Source organism: Actinokineospora terrae (genome assembly GCF_900111175.1).
In the GTDB taxonomy this organism is placed as follows: Bacteria; Actinomycetota; Actinomycetes; order Mycobacteriales; family Pseudonocardiaceae; genus Actinokineospora; species Actinokineospora terrae.
This window is the reverse complement of the sequence record NZ_FOGI01000012.1, coordinates 161,312-177,545: the sequence shown is the minus strand read 5'-3', so window position 1 is coordinate 177,545 and position 16,234 is coordinate 161,312. Positions and strand designations below refer to the sequence as shown.

The window sequence follows — 16,234 nt, the reverse complement described above, 5'->3', positions numbered from 1 at the left end:
GGAGTCCTGATACCTCCCGTGGTCGCAATCCGGCCGCTGATCCGGGATGCTCGATTGCCACTGGAGACGGCACGAGGTCGCGTCGGGGGAGCGATGTGGGCGCACGAGCCCGGCGCCGAACATGGCCAGGTGACCGACATCATCACGGGACTGAACCTGTCCCCACTGGAAGTCTTGACGGTGCTCAGTGCCCTCGCGCTGGTGGTAGCGCGTTGGCTGCCCGCCGCCGCCCGCCCACGCGTCACCATCGCGGCTGGGGCGGTGTTCCTGCTGGCCGTGTTGTCACTCTGCGTGACAGGGCTCCGCTGGCAGCTCCTGCCGGTGCTGGCGGCTGCGGTCGTCGCGGCGCCGTTCGCCGTATCCCCGCTGGTGCGAGGCCGCGCCCGGCGGATGCGCTGGTGGCTGGCGTTGCCGGGCACGGTGGCCTGCGCCTGCCTGATCATCACCGGCCCCGTGGCGGCGTGGGCCTTTCCCGTCCCCGTCCTCCCGGAGCCCACGGGCGGCCACGCGGTCGGCACTCGCGTGCTGCAGTGGACCGACCCGGACCGCCCCGAGACCTTCACCACCGATCCGGGTGACCGGCGCACGGTCGTGGTCCAGCTCTGGTACCCGGCGCGCAGCGTTTCGGCGGACGCACCGCGTGCCCAGTACCTCGGACGCACCGAGGACGAGGCGCGCACCGTCGCCGAGGCACTCGCGGGCGGCGTGGGCCTGCCGGGCTTCCTGTTCGACGGTGTTCCGCGCGCCCGCACCCACGCGGTTCCCGACGCCCCGGTGGCGGACGGGCGGTTCCCGGTCGTGCTGTTCTCGCCGGGGTCCAGCGGGGTGCGCACCCAGAACACCGCGTTGGCCGAGGAGCTCGCCAGCCACGGCTACCTGGTCGCCGCGCTCGACCACCTGTACGACTCCGCCGCGGTGGTCCTCGACGACGGCCGGACGATCACCAGCGCGACCGTCTCCACCGGCGACCGCGACCGGGACGACCGGCTGGCCGACGACTGGACGGCGATCCGGGCCGCCGACCTCGGCCTCGTGCTCACCCGACTGGAGGACCTCGACCGGGGTACCGACCCGTTGGCCGGGCGCCTCGACACCACCCGGGTCGCCGCGACCGGTCACTCCATGGGTGGCGCCGCCGCACTGCTGGCGGCCAGGCAGGACCACCGGTTCGACGCCGTCATCGACCTGGACGGCTACCCCCGCGGCCCCCAGTCACCCGCCCTCAGCCAGCCGACGCTCGCGCTCACCCAGGCCATCACCCCGGACACCGACCCCCGCTACCTGCCCCAGCTCACCGACGTGCTCACCCGCGGCACCGCCACGAACTACCGCCTCACCATCCCCGGCGCCGCACACCTCACCTTCATGGACGGCCCCCTGTACCTGCCCCCAGTACCCTCGATCGTCGGCTCACTAGGCCGCACCGAAAGCCCACACGTCGTCGCCGCCACTACGCTCGCGTTCCTGGACTCCGTCCTGCGCCACGAATCCAACGACCTGGCACGCACCCTGTCGATCTACGGCGAGCTCAGCGTGTTCCACCCGGGGAACTGATCGACTCAGGCTGGGAAGCTAGCGGTGCGGACGAGGTCGGCGACGGCTTTGGACCTGCTGTGCAGCGGCCAGGCGATGACGGTCGTGACAGCACGGTCGAGGCCAGCACGTTCGTGGTCACGTGCGCACAACACGGCTGGCTGTGCACTTCTACGCTGTGGGCTGATTTTAGTTGTATAGCTTGACGAGGGCGTTGCCGATTGAGGCTAGGCGGTCTCTCACGGCTGGTGGGCTCGTCACCTCGGTCCATTCGACGAGGCCGGCTAGTTCGCCTGCGAGTATGTATTCGTTGTGGCCGCGGATGACGACCTCGATGCGGCCGTCGGTTGTGGGGCCTCCCACCTCCAGGCGGTTGCCGAAGGCTATTCGGAGTATGCTTATTCCGGGGGGCGTGCATACCGCCTGGATTTCCAGGGGGGTTCGTTTGCGGTCGACCTCGTCGGCGATTTCGCGCCAGCTTGTGGCAAGGTCGAAGTCGGCGGGGCGGGTTACCGGGTCTTCGGTCGGGGTGGTGGAGGTTACGCGGTCGATGCGGAAGGTGCGTCTGCCCGCGTCGGTGTTGGCGACGAGGTACCACGACGGTCCTTTGGCGACGATGCCCAGCGGGTGGACGGTTCGCTCGGTGACGGCGCCTTCGCGGTCGAGGTAGCCGAGTCCCACTTGGACGCCGCGGATCACGGCGTCCTGGAGTTCGTCGAGGAAGCGGGGCGGTCGGGGCTCGACCGGGCTCGACCCCCAGCGTTGCGGGTCCGTGACCAGGGACGATGCCGCCGCCTCGGCCTGTACCCGGAAAGGCTCCGGCAGGGCCTGGACGAGCTTGCGCAGCGCGGCTTTCACAGCGGGTGTCGCGGCCGAGGCCTGGCCGGCGACCAGGAACAGGGCGCGCGCCTCGCTCGCGGTCAACCCGGACAGGTCGGTGCGGGCGCCGCCCACGAGCCGCCAGCCGCCGCCCCGGCCCTGCGTGGAGTACACGGGCACCCCGGCCATCGCCAGGGCGTCGAGGTCGCGGCGCGCGGTGCGCTCGGAGACCTCCAGCTCCCGGGCGACCTCGGCCGCCGTCGTCTGCTCGCGCCGTTGCAGCATCAGGAGGATGGCCACCAGCCGGTCGGTTCGCACGGTGGCAACACTGTCACACAAACCGGTCATGAGGTGACCGGTTTAGCCCGTCAGGATGACGACATGACAAAGTTCGATCCAACCGACTTCCCCGAGCCCACCCTGATCTCCGTCAACGGTGTCGAGCTCGAAGTCTTCGAAGCAGGCCAACACAACGCGGGAAAGCCCATCGTGCTCTGCCACGGCTGGCCCGAGCACGCGTTTTCCTGGCGCCACCAAATGCCCGCCCTCGCCGCGGCGGGCTACCACGTCATCGTCCCGAACCAGCGGGGCTACGGGAACTCGTCCCGTCCGGCCGAGGTCACGGACTACGACATCGCACACCTGTCGGGCGATCTCGTCGCGCTTCTCGACCATTTCGGATACGAGGACGCCACCTTCGTCGGCCACGATTGGGGCGCGATGGTCGTGTGGGGGCTGACCTTGCTGCATCCACACCGCGTGAACAAGGTGGTCAACCTGAGCCTGCCCTACATCGAGCGTGGCGAGAGGCCCTGGATCGAGTTCATGGAAGAGGTCCTCGGCGACGACTTCTACTTCGTCCACTTCAACCGGCAGCCCGGTGTCGCGGACGCCGTGTTCGAGGAGAACACGCCCCAGTTCCTCCGCAACCTCTTCCGGAAGAACGAGCCTCCCCGAGAACCCCAGCCGGGCATGGCGTTGATCGACCTCGCCAGAGCGCGAACACCCCTCGGCGATCCCCTGATGAGCGACAGCGAACTGGCGGTTTTCGTCTCCGCCTTCGAGTCGACCGGGTTCACGGGCAGTGTGAACTGGTACCGAAACCTCGACCGCAACTGGCACCTGCTGGCGGACGTTGACCCCATCATCCACCAGCAGGCACTCATGGTCTACGGCGACCGGGACACCATCGCGAGGTCTGCGAACCTGGCGGAGTTCGTGCCCAATGTGGAGGTGGCCGGCTTGGATTGCGGTCACTGGATCCAGCAAGAGAAGCCGGACGAGGTCAACCGGATGATTCTGGCCTGGCTGGATTCTGCGTAGCCCCTCGCGGGCCGGGGCGAGCATTACGGGGCCGGGGCGAACCAGTCGAATTGTCGCGTGTCTTGGCGGTGTGCCTGGTGGGCCGCGGCGGCGGGTGGTAGCTATCCGGGGTCGGTGAGGTCGTGGTCTTGGGAGGCAGCAGATGCCCGCAGCGGGGAACAGGCAGATCCGGCCGTTGGTCGGCGGGATCCGCGTCGAGGGCAGGCGGGGGACCGACCGGCTCGCGGGGGCGACGTTGGGGCTGGTGATCGGCGCCGACGGGCCGCTGTTCCGGTTCGTGACCGCCGGGCACGCGGTCGGCAACCCGGGCGACATCGTCGGGCAGCCGGAGCTGGCGCTCATCGCGGGCATCGTGGAGACCAACCTGCTCGCCGACGGCGCGGACCTGGCGGTGGTCAGCGGGTCGGTCGGGGTCCCGGCCAAGGTGGGCGGGGTGTGGGTCGACGACAACGCCACCATCACGGTGAAGTTCGACAAGCCCGGCCTGCCCGACATCGGCGCGAACGTCGTGCTCCAGGGCGCGACCAGCGGCGCGGTCCCCGGCAAGGTCCTGCACAAGAACGCCGACGTCCGCGACGGCACCACCGGCGAACTGGCCCGCAACGTCGTCGTGGTCGACTACACCCACCCCACCACAATCGGCGACAGCGGCGCCCCGGTCCTCGCCTCCCTCCAGGACGGCACCCCCTGCTACGGCCTCCACGGCGGCTTCGCCATCATCGACGGCAAACGAGTCGGCTGGTTCACCCCCTTCGCCAACGTCGAGTGGTGACCCGCCGCTGAGCGAAGTCGTTTGCGCGCAGCGCTTGTGTCGCGCGGGAATTGAGATGGTAGTCGGTCCGGTTGGCGACGAGTTGGCGAGCGCGGCGGCACTGGCGATGTCCGTCACCGGGAGCCGGTTCTGCCAGCGGTGCCCAGAACTCCGCGCCGAGCCAGCACTTCATCGCACCTGATGTCCTCGAAGAGCCGAACTCTGCTGCGTACAGGCACCTTCCTACTCCGTCGTGAACTCGTCAAGCAGGCAAGGCGTGGTCAAGCACTGGGGCGGCCCCGTTGACTTGGCCCGGTGCTCCGCGTGTCGAGGCCAGTCCTGGACCACTCGCGCGCGGTGGCCAGTTGTCGAGCTCCAAGTGCTCGGCCCAAGGTCAAGCCCAGACCCGAACCCATCCGCCGCACCCTGGCCGACACCGAACTCGCCAGCGCTGACCTTTCCGGCCTCGACCCGTTCGGGCAGTAGCAACATCCGCTGACACCGCTGAACGATCGAGGAACCCAGGGCGGCCTTTTCGGCGATAGCGACCACCTATCGGCTTGACAACAGGATTCTGACTGGTTCTGTCCAGTATTTGTCCACTTCGTATCCCCTCCTGCCGCATACTCCGATCGCAGTATGCTCAGGCCGCGTCCACCATCAGCGGAGTCGGGTGACCGGCCGGGATACCAGTACGGGGGTGCCGTGTCTGCGTCAGGCGAGCGGTCGGGGGGCGGGGTAAGGAATGCGGCCAGTGCGGTCGGCGGCTCGCTGATCCAGACCGGTGCGTTGACCGTGCACGGCAATCTCGTCATGGCGGCTGCGCCGCTGGCGGTCGAGTCGGAAGTCGTGACCCAGGACTGGAAGCAGTTGCCTCAGCTCCCGGCTGAGGTGCGGTCACTGTTGCTGGCGCAGTACCGGGGTGCGCAGGACTTGCCGTACCGATTGCCCGGGTCGCGCAAGCCCTCACTGGCCACCGTGTACGTGCGCCAAGACCTCGGGATTGGTGACGGTGGCGCCGGCCTCGACGAGGTGCGGCACGAGCCGGTCCACCCGGTGTCGTCCCCGGACGGTGAGCCGGCGCGGTACGAGGTCGTCCAGCCGGTGGTGCGGGCGGTGGTACGGCCACCGAGCCGGGCGATGCGGGTGGCACTGGACGCGGACACGCACCTGCTGGTGGTGGGCGGGCCCGGTCAGGGCAAATCGACCATGTCCCTGCGGCTGGCGGCCGACATCTCAGCCGTGTGGCTGGGCGAGCCTGGCGCGGAACCGCCGCTGGCCGAGCCGGTGGTGCCGCTGCGGTTGACCGCGCGTGAACTGGCCCGCAGGCTGGATACGCCGTTCCCCCAGGCACTCGCGGACAGCGCGCACGCCGACTACGGCGCCCTGCTGGGCAGGCCGGTGTCACCCGAGCGGTTGACCTCTCGTGTCGCTGGATGTCGTTGGCTGCTCTTGGTCGACGGGCTCGACGAGGTCGCCGACACCGGTGAACGCGACCAGTTGGTCTCGGTGTTGGCCGGGTGGGCCGCGGGCAGCCAGGTGCTCCGAGTCGTGCTCACCACCCGCCCGATCGAGGGCACCGCGCTTGCCCCGCTGCACCAAGCCCGTGCCGCCCGCTACGAGTTGCAGCCCTTCGATGACGAGGCGTTGGCCCGCTTCGCCGAGCACTGGTTCGGCGACCGCGACCGCGCACTCCGCTTCCTCGGCCAGATCCGACAGGCCCACCTGGACGAATCGGTCCGGGTGCCGCTGCTGGCCACCATCGCCGCGATCATCTTCGAGCAGCGCGGCGACCGACCGCTGCCCGATAACCGGTACGAGCTGTACGAGACCTACCTGAAGTACCTGCGCGGCGAGCAGGCCAGCCGCTTCGACGCCTACCGCACCTCCTTGCTGGAACACCTCGGCCTGGCACGCGTGGAAACCGACACACCACTGCTCGACGCCGTCCGTGCCTGGGTGCGTGAGCACGTGCCCGACCACACCGACCAGTGGCTGACGGATGTGATCGCTGATCTCATGGCCACCGGCCCGCTCACTCGTCGCGCCGACGATCTGCGGTTCCTGCACCACAGCTTTGCCGAGCATCTCGCCGCCACCGCTCAGGCACGCCTGCTGCCCACCGCGTTCGACCCCGACCACCTTGGGTTCACCGCCCTGCTGCACAGCGCCAAGGACTTCGACAGAGGCCGCCGTGCTCGCGATGTCCTGCTGCACTACACCAGGCTCCGCCCCGCCGAGGCGGACCAGTTGCTCGCCCACCTGCACGCGGGCGGCGCGGACCAGCACCTGCTCGCGGCCCGCCTGCTGGCCCTGCACGTGCCCGCGGGCGCGGTGGTGGTCAGCGCGTTCCTGGACAAGGTGCGCGGCTGGGCCAAGACCACCCAGTACCCGGGCCAGCTGATCCTCGCCAGGGCCAGTCGCGCCGCGCACCACCCGGGTCTGGCCGATTGGCTGGCCGAGCTGATGCGCGACGCGCGTGCCCCTTGGCAGTCCCGCGTCGAAGCGGCGGCGGCTCTTGCCAGCCGGTTGCGTGGCAAGCACGCCCCCGAAGCGCTCACCCGGCTGCGCGCCGACGTCGACGACACTTCGGTCCCGGTTCTGCACCGCCTTGCCGCGGCGGAAGCCCTGTCCCAGTGCGGGAGTGCCGAATGGGCTGCCTCCGAACGTGGCTTGCGCACCGTCTTGGCCGACCGCGGTACCCCAGCCCACTCCCTGCGCACGGCGGCTGTCCTCTTGGCGAGCCTCAATCCGGCCGGACGCACGCACGCGGTCGAGGTACTGGCAAGCCTGCTGGACGACGAACTCATGTCCGTTTGGGACACCGTCGAGCTGGCATCCGGCCTGGTTGAGATCGGCGAACACCGCGACCGCTGCGTCCGGACCTTCCGAGCGGCCCTGCACGATGAGCCGGGGTACCCGGCCTTGGAGGACGCGGCATCAGGCCTTGCGTCGTTAGGGCACACCGAGGCCGTCGAAACGGTCGACGTCCTCCACACCATGCTCGCCAATCGCAGGCTGAGCTGGTCGAACCGGCGAGACGCTGCCAAGGCACTGGCCCGGTTGAGTCCGCAGTCCCGGGCCGCCGTCGACGCTCACCTGCTGCGCATGGCCCAAGAACCGGGTGTGGAAGCGTTCGAGCTGGCCAGAACTGTGCAGCTGCTCGCGGAGTTGAATCCGCGACACAGGACCCGTGCAGCCGAACTCCTGCGCACCGCGTTGGCTGATCGAGCGCTCACCGACAACCCTCGTTACTGGTTGGCCAAGTCACTGGCCGAACTCAGCCACGAGTTCCGCGCGGAAGCAGCAGAGCACCTGCGTCGGGCGGCAGCGGGGTCTGAGCGTAAGCAGGCCCTCGCAGAACTCGGCACCTTCGGTGATCCGTATCGGGCGGAGGCCGTTGATGGTTTACTAGCGGACCTGCGGGACGAGTCGGCACTCGACGACATGCGCTGCAACGCGGCGGAGGCATTGCTCCAGCTGGGCCCTGAGTTCCACGACGAGGTCCGACGGATCGCGTCTACGCTCGCCGAGCGGTGTGATGCCTCTGTCGGCGTCCGAGTTCAGATTATTCTGTTCCGGTTGGGAGCCGATTCCGACGATTGCGGGCGGGGAGTTGCTGCGCACCTGCGGCTATCCGGCCATCTCCATGGCGCGGCCGATGCGCCTTACGGCCTGCTTCCCGTTGGTCTTCTCACAGAAGCCACAGTAGGTATGCTGGAGGCATGCTTGAGCTCGCCAGACGTGTTTTCCCACGTCCACCGGTTCGCGTTGACGAATCTGGCCCGTCTGGTCCCGAAGTACAAGCGTCGTGCTGTGGAGCACGTGATCGCACTTCTCCGTAGCCGCGAGATTCCTGCCGATTACATATCGGCGTGGCGATCAGGCCTCATGGATAGTCGAGAACCCCGCCGACTCTTCAGCGAGGCGTTGCTCGGCGAGTCGTCGCGGCCTGATCGGACGACCTCGGAACGACAGCAGATCCTCTCTTCTCTCAGCTCGCTGCTGCCTGCGTCGGAGTTGCCGAAGACGGCCTTGTTGGACCTCGTGGCCGACCAGTCGGCCGACGCCATGATCCGCGGGAGGGCGGCTGCCCTGCTGGCCAGGGTGGATCCAGACCGCATTGCTGCCATGGCGGAGGTGGCGTTCGGACTGGCCTCGACCCGTTGGACCACGCAATGGATTGAGGAGTTGGCAACGCTTGGCGTCAACTGCGGGCCTCGTCTCGCCGCGCTGATGTTGGATCGCTCGAATCGGCAGGAGGTGCGCAGCGAGGCGGCGTCGATGGTAATCGAGTTCGGGTCGGAAGCAAACGACGCGATAGAGGAATTGCGGGAACTTGCTGCGGACCGATTTGTCGACTTTTCCTACCGCTCGGATCTCATGCTGAAACTCGCATCCCGCTGCGAGGATACTATAGCGGAAAGCGTCTCTTATCATCTTGCAGTGCTGGCCGATGCGTCGAACGCAAGCGCTCACCGGGTCGAGGCCGCCCGGAATCTCGCGCGCCTCGATCCAGAACGCCGTCATGATGCATTGTTGTTTCTCCAGCGCATCGCGACGAGTGTCGCGCACGGGCCTGCGGAGCGCATCAATGCGATCTACGAGCTGTACGTATTGGGCTGCCGGGAATTCCCGTTTGTGCGATCCGCAACCTTGGCCGTGGCCAATGATCCTGCATTAGACGCCCGCGCATTGGGGTGGATCATGTCTAGCCTACCCCCAGACGCTCGCCTTGACCTCGAACGCGCGCGGCTCGAAGACTGCGCACTTCCGTTGGCCATTCGACTTCCCACTCGTGATGCCTGGCGGTATCGGCCGCTGGCTGCTGAGGTGGAGGCGGTGATCCGAGATGTGCTTGGCGCTCCGGAGTCGAGCACGGCGGACCGGATCGCTGCGGCGGTCGCGCTGGCCAGCCGGTTCCCGCAGCACACCGAGGAAGCCGCTGGACTCCTCGGCGAATTGGGCGCCCCGGTGCAACAGGCCCGGCTGGGGCAGAAGTGGTGGAAGGAGATCACCACGCACGCCCACGAGGTTGTCGCGAATACCGAGCAGCCGTGGCGGGAGCGCGCTCGAGCCGCCGGGATGGTCATCGACCTGCTCGATTCTCCGCCCAGTGAGGTCAGCGACTACCTGTGGTCCTTGGTTCAGGACACTCGGATCGGGCACATTGCGCGCCTGTCGATGGCCAACACCCTCTGTAGGTCCGGCGGCGTGGACCAACTCCGCATCCTGCGCGATGACCCGCGAACCCCCGTCGCGGCCCGTTGGAAAGCCGCGGCCGAACTTGTCGACTACGCCGTCGACGACCGCGCGGCGGGGGCGAGGGTGCTCAAGGCGATCGCCACCGATCGCGACCAGCGCGCGGCCCTGCGCTGGCGCGCTGCCCGTGACCTCATGGACTTCGGCGAACGTGGCCGGGAGTGGGCCGCCCCGGCGTTGCGGGAGATCACCGACGACCACACCCTGCCTGTGCTATCCCGTGTCGCGGCTGCCCACACGCTCGCTCTGCACCGTCCTGACTTGCGCGGCCCGATGCACCGCCTTCTGCGCGATCTCGCCGAACACCCGGAACCAGTGGTCTGCTTCAAGGCACTGAACGCCATCGGCGGCTTCGCCGCCAGTGAAGCCGCGCGCGGGTTGCGTCTCATGGCCGAGAACTCCTCGCTGTCTCCAACAATCCGCCTGCACTGCGCCGAAGCCATGGCCGCGCTGCACCGCCACTACCGCACTCCCGCCGCCCAGGTCGCCCGCGAACTGGCCTTCACCGGAGACCTGCCCACGCACATCCGCATCCGCGCCGCCCGAGACCTGGCGAGGTGGACGCCCCTGTGCCGCCCCGAGGCCCGGGCGCTGCTGCGCGACTTGCGTGACCACAGTCGGAACACTGCTCGCACGTCCGCGAGTTGAAAGAGGCGGGCCCGACCGGGCCTCGGCTGGCTGCTCACTCGCCTCGTGCTGCAGAACAAGACCGAAGCCGATCCTGTGAATCGTCGTTGTCCCTGACTCCTCCACCGGTTGGCTCTGCCGGGAGCGCGCGACGTCTGGAGCCGGGTTCGGGAAAGGTCGGCGGGACAAGCGAATGCCTGCAATGCAGCTCCGCCCGCCCGCGCCCGCGGGGAAGGCAGCTTGTGCCATGATGGCAGCGATCGCACTGGGCTTGGGTTCGTGACCGGGCAAGGGGTTATCGAGGTTGACCGATGAGCCGGTACTTCGGTGTTCGCGGGACGGGTTGGTCGAGACCCTGCTCGGCGGGTACGACGGGTCGAGTTCCTGGTCGGTCGTGCTGCCCGGTCTGCGGGGTTCCGATGAGCAGCAGATGGTCGAGTTCCACGAGGGGTTGCACCACGAACTCCAGGTCACCTCGCCGTACGGGCTGGTAACCGCGCTCGCCGCCTCGTTGGCGCGCCGGGGGTTTCGAGTCAACGGGCTCTCCGAGTTGTTCATCGATCTGGTGCAGGAGTCCACGCAGGTCCACGAGACGTTCGCCACGGCGCTTTCCACCGAGCTCGTCGGGGAAGCGCGGGCGCGGGAGTTGCTCGCAGGCAACGCGGAGTATCTCGGCCACCTCGACCGGGCGCACGCCCTTGTGGCCGCGGGCGAGGGCGGTCGGGAGGTACGGCGGCACGTTGGCGCCACCGCCAGGGCGGCTGTGTTGCGGGCGGTGATGGCACCTCGCGGTGTGATCGAGGTCGTCGAACAGGGGTTCGGCCGGGTCGACTGCGACTCCATCGTCGAGTCCTGGACACCGGACTGGAGGTTGACGGCGTTCGAGCGGCACCATGACCGCGAGGCCTGGCTCGGGCTGCTGACGTCGCTGGGGGAGGAGTTCGCGGATGATCCCGCCGATTCCGCTGTCGCCGTGCAGGAAGAGGTGCTGTGGCGGTGCTACGCGTTCGTCACGAACACCCTCGATGCCGCGGGTTCGCCGACGATCGGCAAGGGTGAGCAGGTCGGCTTCGCCGAGGCACTGCGCGACGCCGTCGGGGCGGTGGACGAGGAGTTGGCCGGGCGGCTGAACATCGTGGTCGAGCGCAGGCCGGTGCTCGATGACGCACTGGACTACGACCGCCAGCGGCTGCGGCTGCGCGAACGACTGCCCGCCGCGTCCGTCGAACCGGATGTGACGCTGGGCGTGCTGAAACTGTTCCACAACAAGGGGTTGAACGACTCGGTGCACGTTTGCGGGGTGTGGCTGAGCAGGCGGGTGGCGGACAAGCAGTTCGACTTCGCACCGGGAACCCGACTGCCCGAGCTCCTGGCCGCGTTGATGACACCCATCAGGTTCGGCGGGGAGGAGACCCTGCTCTTCGGATCGCTGCCCGCGGGTGCCTCGCCGCGAGAAGCCCAGCGGCTGCTGGGCGAGGCGAGCCTGCTGGTGCTGACCACCCACCTGACACTGCGCGATCCGGAGTGCCTCGCGCTGCTGCGCACGGTGGCGCCGGTGTTCGTGTTGATGGACTTGCCGATCGCCTGGCACGTGGAGGACTGGTTGCGGCAAGGGGCCGCGGTGAGCATGTGCCTCGTTCCGCTGGACGGGATCGAGGACCTGGACCTGCAGGTGCTGGTGATCGGGATCGACAGGTTTCCAGGCATGCGGTTCGTGCACGTCGGTGCGCAGATCGGCAGCACGTTGCTCATCGACCGCCTGCGCGGGCTGCACGGGGACCGCCTGGCCATCGACCCGGAGCTCGTGCGCGGACACGGCGTCGCGCTCAACCACGTCCTCAGCCACGTGCTGGGGGCGTGGCACGTGCTGGACCAGGACGGGGTGGAATGAGCACGTCGGAGCTGAGCACGATCCTCGGCGAGGTCCGCGCCGCCCCCACCAGTGGCTCGTTCGCCCTCACCTCGCGATTCGTCGACAGCCTCGCCGAGGTGTTCCCGCTGCCCCGACGGGACCTCAACCGCGTGGTGCGGGTCCTGGTCGACCGGTGCTCGGGGCCTGCCTCCGCCTACCAGATGCGCACGGGCACCTGGCGCGTCGAGCTGGCACCCGCGGTGGCCAAGGCAGTGGTCGCGGGTGCCATCTCCACCGCCGCTCTGGCCATGTGGGGCGTCGCCGGGATTCCCACCGCGGTGCTGAGCGCGGTTGCCGCCCTGCTCTTCGCCGTCCGGTCGGTGGAGCTGGAGGCGGGCGATGTTGTCGTCTACGCGCATCTGAGCCGAGTGGAACGCGGTCCGCGTTCGCTCGCCGAGCTGCGTCAGGCGCTGCCCGCCGACATCCGGGCCGAGCTGGGGTTGCGCGAGCTGTCCGACATCGTCGAACGGCTGCACCGGGCGGGGGTCGCCGAGTGGGCGGCCGAGGGGATCTCCATCCGCGCCGGTGGCGGACGGGGATTGCGGCTGGTGTTCGACAGACCACTGATGGACAGCATGGTCGAGCAAGTGGTGGCAGGGGAGAGCGGAGGACAGGTGGTCCTGGAGCGCAAGATCTTTGTCGTGCACGGCAGGGACGGGGAGGTCGAGGACCTGATGTTCGACTTCCTCCGCTCCCTGAACCTGGAGCCCCAGGAGTGGGAACCCCTGGTCTCGGCGACCGGTAGCGCCAGCCCGTACCTGGGCGACGTGGTGGCCAAGGGGCTGTCACCGGGTAGCGCGCAGGCCGTGGTGGTCTTGCTGACCCCGGATGACGTCGTCACGCTGCATCCGGACCTGCGCCACCAGTACGACACCGTGGACGAGACAGGGCTGGTCCTGCAACCGCGCCCGAACGTGCTCATCGAGTTGGGCATGGCGCTGAGCGCGTACCGGGAGCGCACTGTCATCGTGGAGTTCGGCCGCAGGCGCCGCATCGCGGACCTCGACGGCCTGAACGTGATCCGGTTCGACGGCAGCAGTCCGGAGATCGGCATCGGCAAGCTGGTGGAACGGCTCAAGCTCGCCGGGTGCGCCGTCGACGACCGGGGGTCGCACTGGCGGCGCACGAACCGGTTCACCGGGTTGGCGGCCTACGGCCGCGAGCCCGGCCAGTAGCTCACAACCCGTGCAAGAAGGCCGCGATCACTGCCATGTCCACCTCCGCCGCGTCCTTGGGGTGCACCACGAGCACCAGTTCCCGGCAGAAGCGGCTCCGCCTGGACCTGGCCAGGAAGGAGATCGCGATCAGCTGGAGCAGGTGCTGCCGGTCGAGCACGTCCACCCTGGCCAGATCAGCGCCGATCAACGGCACCGCCAGCGGGGCGAGCTGCCCGGACTCCGCGACGGCGTCCCACAGCAGGCCCAGGGCCGTCCACAGGGAGTCCAGCGTCGACCTCGCGACCAGGGTGTTGCTCATGGTGGTGTAGGCCAGGCAGTAGACCCGGGAACCACCGCTCCCCAACACCGCAACGGTGCCCAGGGGATAGCGTGCCAGCTTCCCCAACACCTTGTCCGACCTCTGTTCGGTGCGGTCGACCGCGGTGGCCGCCAAGGCCGCGGCGAGGTCGTCGTCCAGCCGGTGCCGGTTTCCTGCGTAGCGGCGGTCGAGGAACTGGCCTTGCAGGCTTGTGGCGTTGATGACCTGGTTGCCGGTCGTGTCGGTGTCGAAGGTGTCGGAGAACCCCACCGCGATCTGGCACGGCTGCTCGAGCAGGTCGCCGACGACGACCCGGATGCGGATGGACGGCGTGTGGAACTGCCTGCCCACCTCCCCCTGCCCGGTGCGCCGCGCAGAGGCGAACACCGCCGCTACCAAGGCGATGCCCACCGCTGTGATCCACCACGCCTGCCACAAGCCACTCAGGAACGTGGACACGGCCACGGTGAGACCGACCAGCACGAGCGGCAGGTTCAGTGCGCGAAGCCCTGTGGTCACCGACCGCGCCGTGCCGTACGTGCGGCAGGCCCCCGAGGTGGGGGTCAGCCGCACCCCTCCGATGATCACGCTTGCTTGAACCACCGCGTTCGCGCTGGACGAGGTCACGGTGTTGGTAGCCGTGCCCCGGCTGGGATGAGTTGCCTGCGGTCCTGTGTTGACCATGTGCGCCCTCCCGTTGTCACCCGTGGTTCCAGGGTGACAGCACCTACCTGGCGCAGAGCACGACATCCGCTGACCGGAACCGAAATGCTGGTCGGCTCCTCGTGTGTCTGCCCGGTGCTTCCACCACGACTGGTTACGGGCAGGACGCGGTGGAGGTCGGTGGCGCTGGGAGCATGGCTGGTTCCGGGACTCGGCCGGTGTCTGGGATCAGGCGGGGCGGCGGTTGATGTAGGCGGCTAGGCCGCCGAGGTCTTCGCTGGCTATGAAAGCTGAGCGGACGTGGACGATGGCTTCCTCGGCGTGGGTGGTGCAGCCCCAGGCGGAGTCGCCCCAGGGGTCGGCTACCTTGAGTTCGGCTGGGGCGGTGCAGCCGTCGGCGCCGCCGAGGCGGCAGTGTTCGGGGTGGGGGACGGCGGCCTGGGTGGCCGCGGCCGCGTGCATGCGGGCGGTGAGTTCGGCGGCGGCGGTGGCGCGCTGCTCGGCCTCGGCGCGCAGTTCCCGTTCGGTGTGGACCGCCTTGGCCAGTTCGGCGCGGGCGGCCTCGGCGCGGGTCTCGGCGTCGCGGCGGGCCTGTTCGCCGTGGTGGCGTTCGATGGCCAGGGCGGCGGTGCCCGCGAAGACCCTGGCGAGGGCGAGGTCGAAGTCCTGCGGGACGCGCGGGGCGCGGTGGTACATGGCGAAGGTGCCCAGCAGGCCCCCGTCGCGGGCGAGGATCGGCGTGGACCAGCACGCGGCCAGCCCGGCGCGGTCGGCCAGGTCCCGGAAGTCGGCCCAGAACGGGTCGGTGGCGATGTCGGTGACGATCACCGGTTCCCGGCGGTGCGCGGCCGTACCGCACGAGCCGACGCCGTCACCGGTGGCGATCCCGTCGATGGCCGCGTTGTAGAAGTCCGGCAGGCTGGGCGCGGCCCCGTGCCGCAGGTGCTGCCCGTCCGGGTCGGCGAGCAGGACGGAGACGAGCACCTCCTGCGGCGTCAGGTTCTCGATGCAGCGCGCCATCCCGTCGAGCACCTCGGTCAGCGGCGCCTGCCGGGCGATCTGCTCCAGCAGGGCGCGGTGCTCGGTCATCAGCCGCTGGGCGTGCTTGACCTGGGTGGTCTCGACGCCGATCACCTGGATCCCGGTGACGGCACCCCCGGCGTCGCGGCGCGGCTCGGAGGTGAGGTCGAAGAACGCCTCCCGCGCGTGCGGGCCGGTCTCGAGTACGATCCGCACGTCGCGGCCGGTGTGCGACTCGCCGCTGCGGTACGCCTGGTCGAGCAAATCGATGAAGCCCTGACCAGCCAGTTCGGGCACCAACTCGACGAGCGGGACCCCGGTGCGGCGCCCACCGATGGCGGCCAGGAACGCCGGGCTCGCGGACTCCACCACGTGCGCCGGACCCACCAGCGAGGCGAACACGGCGATGGACTGCCCGAACAGCGCCCGCAGGTCCTCCTCCGCCTGCCCGGGCTCCGGGTGCTGGCCTGGTGACGCCGTCATGGTGTGGTCCGTTCCTCGTCCGTTGGGTGTCACCGTAGTACCGGAGACCCCACCCGGCGGGATTGCCCTGGCGCGGCGCCGCCAAAACTCCGGCCACTTCCTCGCCGGGGTTGGTTGAGCAGGGTGGACGCGGCAGCGGGTGGGTGACCGTCCAGGACGCCGGTCGGGCCACGCTTGACCCCGGACTCGGCTTGTAGGTCTGCTGTGGACAGTCCGGCGGCGGTGGCGTTGTCGAGCAGGAAGTCGAGCTCGGCGATGCCCTTGGAGCGTGTACTGGGCTTGGCTCCACTGGGGACATTCGGGCAACTTGGGCTGCCCACAAGGGCAAGCGTCGAGTTAGGACGGGGGTTGACGCGCGAGTCATC

10 protein-coding genes are annotated in these 16,234 nt (G+C 69.1%); 7 read left to right on the top strand and 3 right to left on the bottom strand.

Going from position 1 to position 16,234, the window contains the following annotated elements; all coding sequences use genetic code 11:
* Positions 1–129 precede the first annotated feature (129 nt).
* On the top strand, positions 130–1,554 hold the full coding sequence (locus tag BMY07_RS26240; protein WP_245782671.1) for an alpha/beta hydrolase family protein: 1,425 nt from the start codon (positions 130–132) through the stop codon (positions 1,552–1,554).
* A gap of 168 nt (positions 1,555–1,722) precedes the next feature.
* Here the strand turns inward: BMY07_RS26240 and BMY07_RS26235 are convergent, their stop codons facing one another.
* Positions 1,723–2,670 (bottom strand): helix-turn-helix transcriptional regulator, encoded by a 948-nt coding sequence (locus BMY07_RS26235; RefSeq protein ID WP_092784534.1) that lies wholly within the window; start codon positions 2,668–2,670, stop codon positions 1,723–1,725.
* A 63-nt stretch (positions 2,671–2,733) separates the two neighbouring features.
* Here BMY07_RS26235 and BMY07_RS26230 point away from each other — a divergent pair, with 63 nt between their 5' ends.
* The 6 genes from BMY07_RS26230 (at position 2,734) to BMY07_RS35015 (ending at position 13,402) form a co-directional block, all read left to right on the top strand.
* On the top strand, positions 2,734–3,675 hold the full coding sequence (locus BMY07_RS26230) for an alpha/beta fold hydrolase (protein ID WP_092784239.1): 942 nt from the start codon (positions 2,734–2,736) through the stop codon (positions 3,673–3,675).
* A 142-nt stretch (positions 3,676–3,817) separates the two neighbouring features.
* The gene (locus tag BMY07_RS26225; RefSeq protein WP_092784236.1) at positions 3,818–4,447 is read left to right on the top strand and encodes a chymotrypsin family serine protease; all 630 of its coding nucleotides are present in this window, start codon (positions 3,818–3,820) and stop codon (positions 4,445–4,447) included.
* 303 nt (positions 4,448–4,750) lie between these two features.
* Entirely contained in the window at positions 4,751–4,912 is a 162-nt protein-coding gene (locus BMY07_RS34550; protein WP_177215776.1) for a hypothetical protein, read from the top strand.
* A 303-nt stretch (positions 4,913–5,215) separates the two neighbouring features.
* Positions 5,216–10,336 (top strand): NACHT domain-containing protein, encoded by a 5,121-nt coding sequence (locus BMY07_RS26215; protein ID WP_143073644.1) that lies wholly within the window; start codon positions 5,216–5,218, stop codon positions 10,334–10,336.
* A 283-nt stretch (positions 10,337–10,619) separates the two neighbouring features.
* Positions 10,620–12,206 carry a hypothetical protein gene (locus tag BMY07_RS26210; protein WP_143073643.1) on the top strand — a complete coding sequence of 529 codons (1,587 nt, stop codon included), beginning with the start codon at positions 10,620–10,622 and terminating at the stop codon, positions 12,204–12,206.
* Positions 12,203–13,402, top strand: a complete 1,200-nt coding sequence (locus tag BMY07_RS35015; RefSeq protein WP_218150771.1) for a TIR domain-containing protein — start codon at positions 12,203–12,205, stop codon at positions 13,400–13,402. The genes BMY07_RS26210 and BMY07_RS35015 overlap by 4 nt, the downstream gene beginning before the upstream one ends.
* A 1-nt stretch (position 13,403) precedes the next feature.
* Here BMY07_RS35015 and BMY07_RS26200 read toward each other — a convergent pair whose 3' ends face one another.
* Both BMY07_RS26200 and BMY07_RS35960 read right to left on the bottom strand, forming a co-directional pair.
* A complete protein-coding gene (locus BMY07_RS26200; protein WP_143073642.1) occupies positions 13,404–14,276 on the bottom strand; it encodes a macro domain-containing protein in 873 nt (290 codons plus the stop codon).
* 318 nt (positions 14,277–14,594) lie between these two features.
* Positions 14,595–15,869 (bottom strand): GAF domain-containing protein, encoded by a 1,275-nt coding sequence (locus tag BMY07_RS35960; protein ID WP_092784221.1) that lies wholly within the window; start codon positions 15,867–15,869, stop codon positions 14,595–14,597.
* Positions 15,870–16,234 lie beyond the last annotated feature (365 nt).